Below are 13,794 nucleotides of genomic sequence, written 5' to 3'. Positions count from 1 at the left end.
CGCTCATGCGAGGCGCAGACTGTGAAACTTGCCGGGGTCATGCGGGTAAAACCGCAAACGGCTTGGTTTACAATCGCGGCGAAACCGCGGACTTGATCGGCGGAAATCCAAAAAATATAGTTTTGTTGGGGAGTGTGTAAATGCGGAATATGTCGATTGCGGCCCGGATTACGCTGGGTTTCGCCTTGTTGTTGGTGGCGCTGGCGGTGACCAGCCTGCTGGCCTTCATGGGGCTGGGCAGCATTTCCAGCCGGGTGGAGGATGTGAGCACTCATGAGCTGGCCTTTTACCGCGACGTGGTGGAGTTGCAGCAGCATATGGGCAATCTGCGGCGTTTTGAGAAAGACTATTTCATTAATATGGGCGACGCGTCCAAGCGCGCCGAGTACAGCGAGAAATGGAGCAAAACGCTGGAGGGCGCGCATGCGGCGATCAAGAACGCCGGCACTCACCCGCTGAACGGCGACGCCGCTCAGCAACTGACGGCGCTGGACGGACTGCTCAACAGTTACGCGGATGGTTTCAAGACAGTGGGGGCCAAGGTGGACAAGCTGGAGCTTGCCGGCACCAGCGACGCCAACAAAGCGTTTGGCCAATACAAGAGTAGCATCCACCAGATGGAAGAAGTCTCGGCCAAGCTGGCCAAGGGCGGTTCCGACGCGGTGGCGCGGCTGCGCAGTCAGATCGACGCTTCCGCGGACGCGGTGCGTAGCCAGTTGCTGGCCACGGTGGCGATCGGCCTGCTGGCGAGCCTGGTGGTGTCCTGGTACATCATCCGTTCCATCCGCGTGCCCTTGCTGCAGATGCGGGACTCCGCGCAGCAGTTGGCCCAAACCTGCGATCTGAATCTGGAACTGCCGGACTTCGGCCGCAATGAGTTGGGCAGCGTCGGCGAATCGCTGGCTTCCTTGGTCGGCACCGTGCGCCGCTTGGTACAGGAGGCCCAGGGCCACGCCACACAATTGGCCAGCGCCTCGGGTCAGATGGCGGACGTCAGTTCCCAGGTGTCCGGCGCCGCGGCCAATCAGGCGGAGTCCGCCGCCAGCGGCGCGGCGGCGATCGAGCAGATGTCGGTCAGCATCAATCTGGTGGCGGACAACACCCGCGATGTCGAAGGCCAGGCGCGCCAGACCATGGCGCAGGCGGATCGCGGCAACGGCTTGGCGGAAAAAGCCGCTAGCGAGATCCAGCTGATCGCCAGCGGCATTACCGAAACCTCCACGGTGATGGGGCAGCTCAATCAGCGCTCCAGCGATATCGGCGACATTGTGCGGGTGATCCGCGACATCGCCGAACAGACCAATCTTCTGGCGCTGAACGCGGCGATCGAGGCGGCGCGCGCCGGCGAGATGGGCCGCGGCTTCGCCGTGGTGGCCGATGAAGTGCGCAAGCTGGCCGAACGCACCAGCCAGGCCACGACGGAAATATCCACCCATATCGAAGGGGTGCAGACCGATACCCAGCGCGCCTACCAGAGCATGCAGCAGGCAAATGCCCGCATTGAGAGCGGCGTCAGCAGCACCTCCAGCGTGGCCGAGTCGCTGCGTGAAATCCATCAGCTGTCCCAGCACTCGGTGGAACGCATCACCGACATCGCCAACGCGATCAAGGAGCAAAGCCACGCCAGCCAGCTGGTGGCGGGCAATGTGGAGCAGATGGCGCAGATGAACGAGAGCACCGCCAAGGCCTCTGGCCAGGCCAGCCAGCTATCGCAGGAGCTGCAGCAGTTGTCGGTGGATCTGGACTCCAATCTCAGGCGCTTTCGTACCTGAGAACCTGTTACGATCTGCTGCGCGTCGTGGAGCGTTACACGGTGAGTACGTCTTCAAAATGCTCATGTACCGTATGTACACTCCGCTTTTTCAGCCGCAACGCCTTGCCTCGCCCTTGCTCGCGAGATCGTAAACAGGTGCTGAGAACGGGGGCATGTCAGCCGGCGATGCCCAGTGCGTCCAGACTGTTGCGGCGCAAGGCCTGGCGCAGCTCTGGCTCCGGCAGGCCGCGCAGTTCGGCCAGCAAGGCGCTGAAGGCGGCCAGATTGGCCGGCTCGTTGGGCTGACCCTGGGCGAACTCGGGGCGGATGTCCGGCGCGTCGGTTTCCAGCACCAGGCCCGACAGCGGCAGGGTGGCCGCCAGCCGGCGAATGCGCTGCGAGCCGGAGTAAGTCATCGCGCCGCCGAAGCCCAGCTTCATGCCCTGGCGCAGCATCGCTTCCGCCTGTTGCGGGCTGCCGTTGAAAGCGTGGGCGATGCCCAGCTCGATGCGCTGCTCGCGCAGATGCTTGAGCACGCGGTCCACCGAGCGGCGTACATGCAGCACCACGGGCAGCGCGTATTTGCGCGCCAGCTTCAGCTGTTCGACGAACAAGGCCTCCTGCCGCGCCGGGTCCAATTCCGGCAGATAGAAATCCAGACCGATCTCCCCCACCGCTTCCGGTCGCTGTTCGCGCAGCGCGCGTTCCAGCTCTCCCAGGTGCTCGTCCAGATGCCGCTCCAGATAGATGGGGTGCAGGCCGAAGCCTATCCAGCAGCCATGATCGCGGCGTAGGGCGGCGGCCGCGTCGAAGGTGTCCGCGCGTACCGCCGGCACCAGGATCTGGCCGACATTGGCGGCGCGCGCGCGTTCCAGCACGGCGGACAGCATTGGAGCCAGCTCCGGCGCGTCCAGATGGCAGTGGGTGTCGATCAGCGCGTCGGACGCGGGCGGGGAGAGGAAACGGTGCATGGCGGATTCGCGGCCGGCTCAGCCGGCTTCGGGCTGCAATTGCTGCAGCAAGTATAGCCGTTGGTAGATGCCGCCCATGGTCATCAATTCCTCGTGGCTTCCGGTTTCGGCGATCTGGCCGTGGTTGAGCACGATGATGCGGTCGGCGTCGCGGATGGTGGATAAGCGGTGGGCGATGGAGATCAGCGTGATCTGGCCGCGCAGCTGTTCCAGCGCTCTTTGCACCAGCTGCTCGGTTTCGCTGTCGATGTGGGAGGTGGCCTCGTCCAGTAGCAGGATGCGCGGCTTGCCCGCCAACGCGCGGGCGATGGCGATCAACTGCTTCTGACCGCTGGACAGCCGCGAGCCGCTCTCGCCCATATCGGTGTCGTAGCCCTGCTCCAGGGCCAGGATCAGATCGTGCGCGCCGGCGGCGCGCGCGGCGTCCTCGATTTGCTGCTGGGACAGCGGCCGGCCCATGGCGATATTGTCGCGCGCGCTGGCGGCCAGCAGGAAAGGCTCCTGCGGCACCAGGCCGACGCCGTCGCGGAAGGCCGCGTCGTCGAAGGCTGCCAGCGCTTGGTCGTCGATCAGGATCTCGCCGTTTTGCGGCGCGTAGAAGCGCAGCAGCAGCGACAACAGCGTGGACTTGCCGCTGCCGGTGTGGCCGACGATGCCGATGAAGCCGCCGGCCGGAATCTCCAGCGAAAGATCGGGCAGCACCGGCCGCTCCGGCTGATAGCCGAAACTCACCCGGCGGAAGCTGACCGCGCCCCGGCCAATGCGGCCCTGTCCGTGGCCGGCGGTCGCCGTCGGCTCCTGCAGCAGCGCGTCCACCCGCGCGGCCGCCACCACCGCTTGCTGCAGCTGGCTGAACTGCATGGTGATCTGGATCAGTGGGTCCACCATGCGGCCGATATAGCTGATGAAGGCGTAGAGCACGCCGATCTGCAGCGCGCCCAGCGGACGTTGGCTGAAGCTGTAGATCACCCCGGCCAGCAACAGCACTTTCAGCAGGTCCAGCGCCGGACGCAGCAGCCAGGCGTTGGCGCTCAGTTCCGCGATCCGCGCCCGGTAGTAATTGTGGTTGGCCTGATCGAAGCGCTCGGCGAAGCGGCCGGTGGCGTTGGCGGCTTGCAGCACGCTCATGCCGGAGATGGATTCTGCCATCTGGGCGTTGATGTCGCTGCGCAGCGCGCGGGCGCGCGTCACCGACGGCGCGCTCCATCGCTGGTACAGCCAGACGATGGCCAGCATCGCCGGCAGCAGCAGCGCCGCCAGCAGCATCAGCCGCCAGTCCAGCCAGGCCATCGCCGCCATCACGCCGATCACCACGATGCTGCTGTCCAGCATCACGAACAGCACCTGCACATACAGCGCCTTCACCGACTCGGTGTCGTTGGTGACGCGGCTGACCAGTTGGCCGGTGATCGCCTTGTCGAAAAAGGCCATCGGCAGCCGGATCACGTGGCGGTAAACCTGCTCGCGCAGTCTTTGCACCGAGCGCATCGCCACGCCGGACAGGCGCACCAGTTGCAGATAGCGCAGGCTGGAGGCGGCGTAGCCGGCCATCAGACAGGAGAGCAGCAGCAGGCCCATTTCCAGCCACTGCGGCGTGCGCGGCAGCAGGTAGCGGTCGATGAACACCTTGCCCAGCAGCGGCGACAATGCCTCCATCAGGGCGGCGGCGATCAGCCACAACGTGCCCCACAGCACATGGTGTTTTTCCGGCGCGGCGGATTGGCGCAGCAGGGCCACCGCCCGGCTGCGGTTGATCGCGGATTGATCAGATTTCATCCAGGCTGGCCTCCAGTTGTTGATAGCGCCACTGGCTGGCGTACCAGCCGTTCAGTTGCAGCAGCGCCTCGTGGCTGCCGGCTTCGGCGATGCCGCCGTGTTGCAGCACGATGATGTGGTCGGCGTCGGCCACCGCGGACAGCCGGTGGCTGGCGATGATCACGCTGCGGCCGCGGCGCGCCTCGCGCAGATGTTGCAGAATCTGGGTCTCGGTCTGGGTGTCCACCGCGGACAAGGCGTCGTCCAGCAGCAGCAGCGGCGCGTCGGCCAGCAAGGCGCGGGCGATGGCCAGGCGCTGGCGCTGGCCGCCGGACAAGGCCACGCCTTTTTCACCCACCGGGGTGGCGTAGCCCTGAGCCAGGCGCAGGATATCGTCGTGAACCGCGGCCAGCCGCGCTACGCGTTCGATGTCGCGCTCGGAGGCGTCAGGGCGCGTCAGCGCGATATTGTCGGCCACCGAAGCGGAAAACAGAAAGGATTCCTGCGGCACCCAGCTGATCGCCGCGCGCAAGGCGTCCATCTTGTATTCTTCCAGCGGCGTCCCGTTCCAACTGACGCTGCCGGCCGGTAGCGGATATTGGCGCAGCAGCAAGCGCAGCAGCGTGGATTTTCCGCTGCCGGTGGGGCCGACGATGCCCAGGGTCTGGCCGCGGCCCAGGCGCAGTTCGATCGCGCGCAGCGCCGGCGTCGCTTGCCCCGGATAAGTGAAGTCCAGGCCGTGCCAGCGCAGCTCGCCGGCCGGCTCCGCCGCGTTGACGCCGCTGTCGTCCACGGACTCGGGCGCGCTCAGCACCGGCTCCAGCCGGTTCCAGCCGGCGCGGCCGCGCTCCAGCAGCGACAACACCCAGCCGGCGGCGAACATCGGCCAGATCAACTGGCCCAGATACATGCTGAAGCTGGTCAGCGCGCCTATGGTCAACTGCTGCTGCCATACCAGATAGCCGCCCACGCCTAGCGTGGTGGCCGCGGCAGTGCTCAGGGTCAGCCCCACCACCGGTTCGAACGCCGCCTCCCAACGCTGCGCCTCCAGGCTGTTGTCTGAGGCGGAAGCGGCCAGGCCGGCCAGTTCGCGGCTATTGCGTTCCTCCAGGCCCAGGGTGCGTAGGGTGCGGACCCCGCTCAGCGTCTCTTGAACGTGGTCGTTGAGCCGGCTGAAGCTTTGCAGCGAGCCGGCCCAGGCCTGGTGCACGAGGCGGGTGATGCGCCAGAAGGCGAAGGCCATTAGCGGGAAGGGCAGCAGCGCGGCGGCGGCCAGCCGCCAGTCTATGCCCAAGGTCATCATCGCCAGCACCATCACCAGGGTCAGGCTGCCGTCGAAGCCGGCCAGCATCGCTTCTCCGGCGGCCATCTCCACCGCGTCGATGTCGTTGGTGGCGCGCGCCATCAGGTCGCCGGTGCGTTGGTGATGGTAGAAGCCAGGCCCCTGGCGGCTTAGCCGCTGATACAGCCGGGTGCGCAATTCCACGCCCAATTGGTAGGCGGCGGCGAACAATTGCAGCCGCCAGCCGGCGCGCAGCAAGTAGATCACCACGCCGAACAGCAGCAGCCAGCTCAACTCGCGCAGCAGCTGCGGGCCGCCAAGCTCGCCCTTGGCCAGCAGGTCGACGATTTGGCCGATCTGGCGCGGAATCAGCACAGTGAGCACCGCCACGGCGGCCAGCATTAACGCCGCGCGTAGGTAGTAGGGCCAATGGCGGAGAACGAAGCCGCGCAGCAGCGCGGACAGGCTGGTGCCGGGGGCGAGATCGGACGGGCGTGGCATGGCGGAGGCGGGCTATCCGGATTGGGTATAGAGTCGAACATTCTATGCCGAATCCGATCGCGGTGTCAGAACCGGTTCAAGGTCTGCCGCGCTGCGGCGATACGGTATTGCAAAGGGTTTCGAAATGCTCATGTACCACGGGTACATTCCGCTTTTCCGGTTGCTTTCGCCTTGTTCCGCTCATGCGCGCAATTCTTTGTACAGGCTCAGGCCGGGCGGACCCGGCCTGGCGATTGCGCAACAGGGTTTAATTCGCTTGCGCCGCGGGCGTCAGCCGCGGTCTGCGCACTTTGTGATAGAGGACGATCAGCAACAGCAGGAAGGGCAGGCCGAAGACCAGGGTCAGCCGGAAGACCTCGGTAAAGATAGTGGTGACCATGATCGCCAGCATCAGCACCAGTCCGGTCAGCGTGCTGTAGGGAAACAGGCGCATCTTGAATGGCAGATCCAGCCCGCCGGCCTGATCGTGATGACGGCGGAAGCGAAGATGCGTGTAGAAGATCATCAGCCAGGTGAACATGGCGCCGAACATCGACAAGGAAATCATCAGCGTGAACGCCTGTTGCGGAAACAGCACGTACAGCACCGCCGCCAGCGCGATGCCGCTGGTGGACAGTAGAAGCGCGTTGACCGGAATGCCGCGCGGGTTCAGTTTGCCCAGCCCTATAGGCGCGTCGCCGGCGCGCGACAGGCTGAACATCATGCGGGTGGTGATGTAGAGCTGGCTGTTCATCGCAGACAGAGCGGCCACCACCACCACGAAGTTGAGGATGCCGGCTGCGTAGGGAATGTTCAGCACTTGCATCACGGTGACGAAGGGGCTGTTGCCGGCGCCGATGCGGCCCCAGGGCACGATGGCGATGATCAGGCTCAGCGACAGCAGGTAGAACACCACGAGCCGCGCGATGGTGGCGCGGAAAGCCTGGCGCACCGCCTGCTCCGGATTTTCCGCCTCGCCGGCGGCCACCGCGATCATCTCCACGCTCAGATAGCTGAAGATGGAAATGACCACCGCCACCCACATGCCCCAGACCCCGTTGGGGAAAAAGCCTCCATCGGCGCTGAAGTTGCGCGCGCCGTAAGCCGGATCGCCGCTGCCCCACACCACGTAGCAGCCCATCAGGATGAAGGCGATGATGGCGAAGATCTTGATGGAGGAGAACCAGTATTCCACAGTGCCGAAGGCCTTGACGCTGGCGGCGTTGACGCCGATCAGCGCGCTGGAGAATAGCAGGATCCAGATCCAGGGCGGGGCGTCTGGAAACCAGTAGCGCATGTATTCGGCCACCGCGGTGATTTCGGTGCCTACCGCCAGCACCACGCAGGCCCAATAGCTGTAGCGCACCAGGAAGCCGGCCAGAGGGCTGACGTAGTGCTCGGCGTAGGCGCCGAAGGAGCCGGAGGTGGCGTGCGCCACCGTCATCTCCGCCAGACAGCCCATCAGCAACAGGGTGATCAGGCCGCCAATGGCGTAGCTGAGCACCACGCTGGGTCCGGCGAAGCCGATGGCGAACTTGCTGCCGAGGAACAGGCCGGTGCCGATGGCGCCGCCGATGGCGATCATGCTCATTTGTCCGGCGGTGAGCCGGCGTTGCAGGCCTTGTTCCCTGTCTTTGATGTCCTGGAAGCTGCTCATGATGTTTCTCCTCTGTAGATGGCGCTGTTGCGGGATCTATCGTCCCTTGCGCTGTAGAGCCGCCGGCCGCGTAGCTATCGCGGGCGGCGGCTCTGTGGAAGCGCGGCGGCAGGGGCCGTCGCGCCGTTCCGGGCTCAGGTCACCGCGCCGCGGCGATGAAACTCCGGCCGGTCCCAACTGCCGCTGTCCAGAATCTCGCGTAGGATTTCCACCGCGTCCCAGATGTCGGCATGGCTCAGGTAAAGCGGTGTGACGCCGAAGCGAAGCACTTCCGGCTCGCGGTAGTCGCCGATGACGCCGTTGGCGATCAGCGCCTGCATCACCGCGAAGCCTTGCGGATGGCGGAAGCTGACGTGGCTGCCGCGGCGCGCGTGCTCGCGAGGAGTGATCAGAGTCAGCGGGTGGCCGCCGCAACGTTGTTCCACCAACTCGATGAACAGATCGGTCAGGGCCAGCGATTTGGCGCGCAGCTGTTGGCTATCCACCTCTCGCGCCACGTCCAGACCGGACTCCAGCAAGGCCAGCGACACGATGGGCTGGGTGCCGCACAGGAAGCGGCGGATGCCCTGGGCCGGCGCGTAGTCGGTGGCCATCTCGAAGGGTTTGGCATGGCCCCACCAGCCGGACAAGGGCTGCCAGAAAGTGTTTTGATGGCGAGGGGCGACCCAGATGAAGGCCGGCGAGCCCGGGCCGCCGTTCAGGTATTTGTAAGTGCAGCCCACGGCGAAGTCGGCGTCCGCGCCGTTCAGGTCAACCTGCAGCGCGCCGGCCGCGTGGGCCAGGTCCCAGATCGCCAGCGCGCCGCGTTGATGGGCGCTGTGGGTCACTGCGGTCATATCGTAGAGATAGCCGGTGCGGTAATTGACGTGGGACAGCAGCAGCACCGCCACGTCCTCGTCCAGCGCCTGTTCCAGCGGCAGCGCCTCGTCGATCAAGCGCAGTTCATAGCCCTGCTGCAGGAATTCGATCATGCCCTGGATCATGTAGAGATCGGTGGGGAAGTTGTCGCGCTCGGACAGGATCACCTTTCGTTCCGGGTGGGCTTGCCGCTGGATGCGCAAGGCCGCCGCCAGCGCCTTGAACAGATTGAGCGAGGTGGTGTCGGTGACCACGGTTTCGCCGGGGCCGGCGCCCAAGAGCGGCGCCAGCTTGTCGCCCAGCCGCGTCGGCATGTCGAACCAGCCGGCGGTGTTCCAGCTGCGAATCAGGTCATGGCCCCATTCGCGGGTGATCACCTGTTGGCTGCGCTCCAGCGCGCCCTTGGGCAGCACGCCCAGCGAGTTGCCGTCCAGATAGATGGTGTTGGCCGGAAGGTCGAACCGTTGGCGGAAGCCGGCCAGCGGGTCTTGCTGATCGGCGATGAGACAAGCTTCGCGAGTGTGTTTCATGGCGGGTCCTACACGAGAGGAGTGGAAACGGGCAAGGGCCGCAGCACGGCGCGCACCGGGCTGGCGTCCAGGTTCATCAACTTCAGAGGCAGCGCGATCAACTCGTAATCGCCCTCCGGCGCGTGGTCCAGCAGCAGTTGCTCCAGGATGGCCATGCGCTGACGCGCGGTGGCGTGGTGGGCGTCCATGGTTTTGCTGTCCATAGGGTCCAGCGAAGCGGTGTCGACGCCTATCAAGCGCACACCCTGGGCGCCCAACCAATCTATGGCGGCGGCCTCCACGCCGGGGAAGTCCGCGTCCCAGGCCTCCAGCGGGTAGCGCGCGTAGCTGCGGATCAACAGGCGCGGCGGCGGCGGGCCGGGCAGGGTTGCGAGCCGGGACTGGATCTGCTCCAGCCGGATCAACGGGCCGGGGGACAGGCAGTGAATCACCCGGCACGGCCCCAGGTAGGCGTCCAGCGCGACTTGGCCTATGCCTTGGCCGGCGGCCTGGAAGTGGGAGGGCGCATCGGCGTGCGCGCCGCTGTGCGGCGACAGGGTCAGCCGCGCCACGTTGACCGGACAGTGGGCGTCCAGCTGCCAGGCGGGGCTGGCGTCGAAAGCGGTGTCGCCGGGCCAGACCGGCAGGCCGGCGCGCAGCGGGGGACTGATATCAAGCAACATGGAACGGTTCCTGAGCGATAAAAAGCCTGGAATCATGCTAGCACCAAGGCATCCGCCAGAAATTGCAAGTTGGTCTTGCTAATGGCATGCTTTTCGCAGGAACTGCAGCGGAATGGACAGATAACGATGGGAAATTGCAAATGCAGCTTGATGCGATAGATTGCCGGATTCTTTCCGCATTGCAACACAACGCCAGGCTCAGCAATCAGGACCTGGCCGATCAGGTGGCCCTGTCTCCGTCCGCCTGCCTGCGGCGGGTGCGCGCGCTGGAAAGCCAGGGTCTGATACGCGGTTATCACGCGCAGTTGGACCCGGCCCTGCTCGGCTACGAGCTGGAGGCCATCGTGCACGTGACCTTGGACCGGGCGCGCGAGGATTGGCACGAAGATTTCATGAACCGCATCCAGCAGTTCGAGGAAATCGCCGCCGCTTACATCGTCGCCGGACCCAGCAACTACGTACTGCACGTCCGTTGCCGCAATCTGGCGGCTTTCAGCGGTTTCATCGTGGAGCGGCTGAACCGCATTCCCGGCATGCGCGACATCTGTTCCTACATCGTGATGCGCACGCTCAAGGATCAGCGCTGGGAAGTGCCGTTGGACGGCAAGTAGAGGCGGCGGCCGTTCCGCGGCGAGGATGGGGTGTCGCTTGGAGGCAAGCGTGAATATTAATGTTGCTAATGAGAATCATTAACATTAATTTCGGCGCTCCTACCCAAAGCACCCCCATCCACGCCATGAAATACCGGAGCCTTTCCGCCTGCCTGTTATTGTCGGCAGCCCATCCGCAAACCCTGCTGGCCGCCGAGCCCGCGCCGCAACTGGAAATCGTCCACGTCAGCGCCGAGCGCAAACCCGCGCTCTTGCATGGCGAGGTGCTGGACGCGGAGCAATTGCGCCGCGCGCGCGGCACCGGCAACGCCGACATCTTTTCCGCCCTGCCCAGCGTGCAGGTCAATAATATCCGCAACGAAGCCGGCGCCATCGATCTGGGCATCCGCGGCCTGCAGGGCGAAGGCCGGGTGCCGGTGTTGATAGACGGCAGCCTGCAATCCACCCACACCGCCCGCGGCTATCAGGGCACCAGCGACCGCACCTATATCGATTCGGACCTGATCAGCAAAGTCAGCGTGGAGGAGGGAGCCAGCAACGGCGCCTTCTCCAGCGGCGCGATCGGCGGCCTGGTGCAGATGCGCACCTTGAGCGCCGAGGACGTGCTGCGCCCCGGCAAGGATTTCGGCGTGCTGTTGAAGGGCAGCGTGTACAACAATAACAAGACGCCCACGGTGCCGGGAGACGAGCGCGACCAGGTTTATTACCAATTGAATAACGGCCTCAGCCCGCGAGTGTTCAACAACGGCTCGGCCACGCTGGCGCTGGCCTATCGGCAGTCCGGCCTGGACGCCTTGCTGGCCTACAGCAAGCGGCGCACCGGCAATTACTTCGCCGGCAGCCACGGTTTCGACGGCTACCCGGAGGCGGTGGTGTCGCGCGGCCAGGAGGTGGTGAACACCAGTTACGAAAGCGATTCGCTGCTGGCCAAGCTGGGCTTTGCGCTGAACGATGCGCAGCGACTGAAGTTGATCTTCCGCCGCCACCGCCAGCAGGCCGGCGAATTGCTGGCCGCCTACTGGTACAAGAACACCAACGACAAGAACTTCCAGGAACTGCCGTCGGGCGTGGAGTCCATGCCGCAATGGGCGCTGGGCAGCGCCGTCGTGCACGCCTACAGCGCCAACTACAGCTATACGCCCAGCGACAACAAGCTGATTGACCTGAACCTGGGCCTGTGGGCCACCGAGGCGGATCTGGATCAGCACAACGGCTTATGGGCCGGCCGACCCGGCGCCTCCTACGGCGACCAGTACATGCATGCCTACAACAACAAGCGGCATGGTTTCAATTTGCTCAACCGTTCGGAACTGGATGTCCTGCCCTTGAGCCTGAGCTACGGCCTGGCTGTTCAGCAGGAGCGCACCCAGCCCACCAGCCGCTACACCGAGCAGCCGAGGCCGCTGGTAGCGTCGCGCAACGGCGTGCGCAACGAGCGCAGCCTGTTCGGCAACGCCGTGCTGTCCTATCGCTGGGCCAGCTTCTCCCTAGGCGCGAATCTGCATGGTTCGACCACGCGCGACTATTCAACCAATCTGGAAGCGGATTACGCGCCCAAGCTGGATTTGATCGGCCAGGTCGACGTTCATCTGGCCAAGTGGCTGGATGTCTACGCCAAGGGCGGCCGCGCCTATCGCACTCCCAGTCTGTATGAAACCACCACCTCCTCCGAGGTGTTCAGCTACAACCCGTACAACCCCTTGCGGCCGGAGCGTTCGCTGAATCTGGAACTGGGCTTGAAGGCGAGCTTCCAGGACGTGTTCCGCGATCAGGAACGCATCGGCTTCAAAGCGGCTTATTTTAACAACAAGGTGGCGGATTATATTTCCAGCGCCTGGCTGGACCGGACGCCGGGCATGCCGTCGTGGCAGGGCAATCTGACCTTCCTCAACTACGACAAGGTGGAGCTGCGCGGCTATGAATTCGGCGTGGACTACCACAGCCCGTCTTTCTTTGTGGAAGCCGCCGCCACCCGTTACCTGGACCCGGAAGTGTGCTCGGTGAACCAGGCGAGCCGGCGCGACGCCGCGGTGTGCAATCAGAACGGCTTTGCCTGGAGCTTGATCCCGACCCGCATCCCGCCCAAGAGCGTGTACGTCATTTCCGCCGGCAAGCATTTGCTGAACGGCGATCTGACCGTGGGCGGACGCTGGCGCTACCATTCGGGCAAGACCAATCCGGCGGGCTGGCTGAAGGGCACCGGCGCGCAACCGGTGCTGGAACTGGCGTCCGAGCGGCTGCTTGACCTATTCATCGAGTACCGCCTGAACAAGCAAGTCAATGTGAATTTCAATGTGGACAACCTGACCAACCGCTATGCGGTGGATCCTGGCTCCGTGATCAGCATGCCGATACCGGGGCGGACCATACGGATGGGGATGGAAGCGCGCTTCTGAGAACCTGTTTACGATCTGCTGCGCTTCGTGGAGCGTTGCACGGTGAGTACAAGCTCAAAATGCTCATGTACCACGAGTACATTCCGCTTTTTCGCTCGTTTTTACCTTGTCTTGCCCTTGCTTGCGAGACTTTGAACAGGCTCGGAGAAGCCGGCCGCGCGTTTTTTGCCGTGGTAGGCGGGAATCTGCGCGACGGCCGGCGGTCTGTAGACTTTATGAGCCGCATGAGGCGGCCGCTTGATTCAGGGGGATAAACATGAGCATGAAAATGAAGTTGACGCTGGGCGCGGCGGTATTGGCCTTGGGGGCGTGGTTCTACGCGACGCCGTATCTGGCGGTGCGCGGCATGCAACAGGCGCTGGACGCGCGCGACGCGGCCAAGTTGTCCGGCTATGTGGACTACCCCGCCTTGCGCAATAGTCTGAAAGAGGCTGTTGCGCCCAAGTCGGTGTTGGAGTTGAACCAATCCAAAGACAAGAATCCTTTGGCGGCGATGGGCGCGGCCATTGCCGACGCGGTGATCGCCCCGGTGGTGGACGCCATGGTGACGCCGGAAAGCCTGGCCTTGATGATGCGAGGGGTCAGGCCCAAGCCGGGCCTGCCGCAAGGCGGCACGGATGAGCCGGCGGCCGGCGGAGGCGGCGCAGCGTCGACGGAGCCGCGCGCCGGCGTCGACACGGCCATGGGCTATGAAGACATCGATCGTTTCGTGGTGACGGTCAAGCAGAAGGAGAAACCCGAACAGTCGCTCGGTCTAGTGTTCAAGCGCGACGGCTGGTTGGGCTGGAAACTGTCGGCGGTGCGCCTGCCGGAATAAGGACGGCTTCTTGAGACAACAA

General features: G+C 64.6%; 10 protein-coding genes. 4 read left to right on the top strand and 6 right to left on the bottom strand.

Going from position 1 to position 13,794, the window contains the following annotated elements:
* Nucleotides 1–140: 140 nt before the first annotated feature.
* Nucleotides 141–1,772: a methyl-accepting chemotaxis protein gene (locus HA052_RS00470; protein ID WP_166450374.1), complete on the top strand. Its 1,632-nt coding sequence runs from the start codon at nucleotides 141–143 to the stop codon at nucleotides 1,770–1,772.
* A 157-nt stretch (nucleotides 1,773–1,929) separates the two neighbouring features.
* Here HA052_RS00470 and HA052_RS00465 read toward each other — a convergent pair whose 3' ends face one another.
* The 6 genes from HA052_RS00465 to kynB form a co-directional block, all read right to left on the bottom strand.
* Nucleotides 1,930–2,724, bottom strand: coding sequence for a TatD family hydrolase (locus HA052_RS00465; protein WP_166450373.1), 795 nt, complete (start codon nucleotides 2,722–2,724; stop codon nucleotides 1,930–1,932).
* Nucleotides 2,725–2,742: 18 nt separating this feature from the next.
* Nucleotides 2,743–4,500, bottom strand: coding sequence for an ABC transporter ATP-binding protein (locus HA052_RS00460; RefSeq protein ID WP_166450372.1), 1,758 nt, complete (start codon nucleotides 4,498–4,500; stop codon nucleotides 2,743–2,745).
* Entirely contained in the window at nucleotides 4,490–6,262 is a 1,773-nt protein-coding gene (locus tag HA052_RS00455) for an ABC transporter transmembrane domain-containing protein (RefSeq protein WP_166450371.1), read from the bottom strand. The genes HA052_RS00460 and HA052_RS00455 overlap by 11 nt, the downstream gene beginning before the upstream one ends.
* Before the next feature lie 247 nt (nucleotides 6,263–6,509).
* Nucleotides 6,510–7,898, bottom strand: coding sequence for an amino acid permease (locus HA052_RS00450; RefSeq protein ID WP_141111072.1), 1,389 nt, complete (start codon nucleotides 7,896–7,898; stop codon nucleotides 6,510–6,512).
* A gap of 134 nt (nucleotides 7,899–8,032) precedes the next feature.
* Nucleotides 8,033–9,286 carry a kynureninase gene (kynU, locus tag HA052_RS00445; protein ID WP_166450370.1) on the bottom strand — a complete coding sequence of 418 codons (1,254 nt, stop codon included), beginning with the start codon at nucleotides 9,284–9,286 and terminating at the stop codon, nucleotides 8,033–8,035.
* An 8-nt stretch (nucleotides 9,287–9,294) separates the two neighbouring features.
* Complete coding sequence (gene kynB / locus HA052_RS00440) at nucleotides 9,295–9,948, bottom strand: arylformamidase (RefSeq protein ID WP_081544888.1); 654 nt, start codon at nucleotides 9,946–9,948, stop codon at nucleotides 9,295–9,297.
* 140 nt (nucleotides 9,949–10,088) lie between these two features.
* On the opposite strand from kynB, the gene HA052_RS00435 reads away from it, so the two are divergent.
* From HA052_RS00435 to HA052_RS00425, 3 genes are all read left to right on the top strand, one after another.
* On the top strand, nucleotides 10,089–10,559 hold the full coding sequence (locus tag HA052_RS00435) for an Lrp/AsnC family transcriptional regulator (protein ID WP_043589560.1): 471 nt from the start codon (nucleotides 10,089–10,091) through the stop codon (nucleotides 10,557–10,559).
* A gap of 125 nt (nucleotides 10,560–10,684) precedes the next feature.
* A complete protein-coding gene (locus HA052_RS00430; protein WP_166450369.1) occupies nucleotides 10,685–12,955 on the top strand; it encodes a TonB-dependent receptor domain-containing protein in 2,271 nt (756 codons plus the stop codon).
* 256 nt (nucleotides 12,956–13,211) lie between these two features.
* Complete coding sequence (locus tag HA052_RS00425) at nucleotides 13,212–13,772, top strand: DUF2939 domain-containing protein (protein ID WP_166450368.1); 561 nt, start codon at nucleotides 13,212–13,214, stop codon at nucleotides 13,770–13,772.
* The last annotated feature ends 22 nt before the right edge of the window (nucleotides 13,773–13,794 follow it).

The organism is Chromobacterium fluminis, from assembly GCF_011602385.1.
GTDB classification, from domain to species: domain Bacteria; phylum Pseudomonadota; class Gammaproteobacteria; order Burkholderiales; family Chromobacteriaceae; genus Chromobacterium; species Chromobacterium fluminis.
Note: the sequence above shows the minus strand (reverse complement) of the source record. Positions and strands in the feature narration are given on the sequence as shown.

What these genes read in the sequence shown, in the direction of transcription:
- HA052_RS00470 (WP_166450374.1), top strand. Translation starts at nt 141, where the DNA reads ATGCGGAATATGTCGATTGCGGCCCGGATTACGCTGGGTTTCGCCTTG.
- HA052_RS00465 (WP_166450373.1), bottom strand. Translation starts at nt 2,724, where the DNA reads ATGCACCGTTTCCTCTCCCCGCCCGCGTCCGACGCGCTGATCGACACC.
- HA052_RS00460 (WP_166450372.1), bottom strand. Translation starts at nt 4,500, where the DNA reads ATGAAATCTGATCAATCCGCGATCAACCGCAGCCGGGCGGTGGCCCTG.
- HA052_RS00455 (WP_166450371.1), bottom strand. Translation starts at nt 6,262, where the DNA reads ATGCCACGCCCGTCCGATCTCGCCCCCGGCACCAGCCTGTCCGCGCTG.
- HA052_RS00450 (WP_141111072.1), bottom strand. Translation starts at nt 7,898, where the DNA reads ATGAGCAGCTTCCAGGACATCAAAGACAGGGAACAAGGCCTGCAACGC.
- kynU (WP_166450370.1), bottom strand. Translation starts at nt 9,286, where the DNA reads ATGAAACACACTCGCGAAGCTTGTCTCATCGCCGATCAGCAAGACCCG.
- kynB (WP_081544888.1), bottom strand. Translation starts at nt 9,948, where the DNA reads ATGTTGCTTGATATCAGTCCCCCGCTGCGCGCCGGCCTGCCGGTCTGG.
- HA052_RS00435 (WP_043589560.1), top strand. Translation starts at nt 10,089, where the DNA reads ATGCAGCTTGATGCGATAGATTGCCGGATTCTTTCCGCATTGCAACAC.
- HA052_RS00430 (WP_166450369.1), top strand. Translation starts at nt 10,685, where the DNA reads ATGAAATACCGGAGCCTTTCCGCCTGCCTGTTATTGTCGGCAGCCCAT.
- HA052_RS00425 (WP_166450368.1), top strand. Translation starts at nt 13,212, where the DNA reads ATGAGCATGAAAATGAAGTTGACGCTGGGCGCGGCGGTATTGGCCTTG.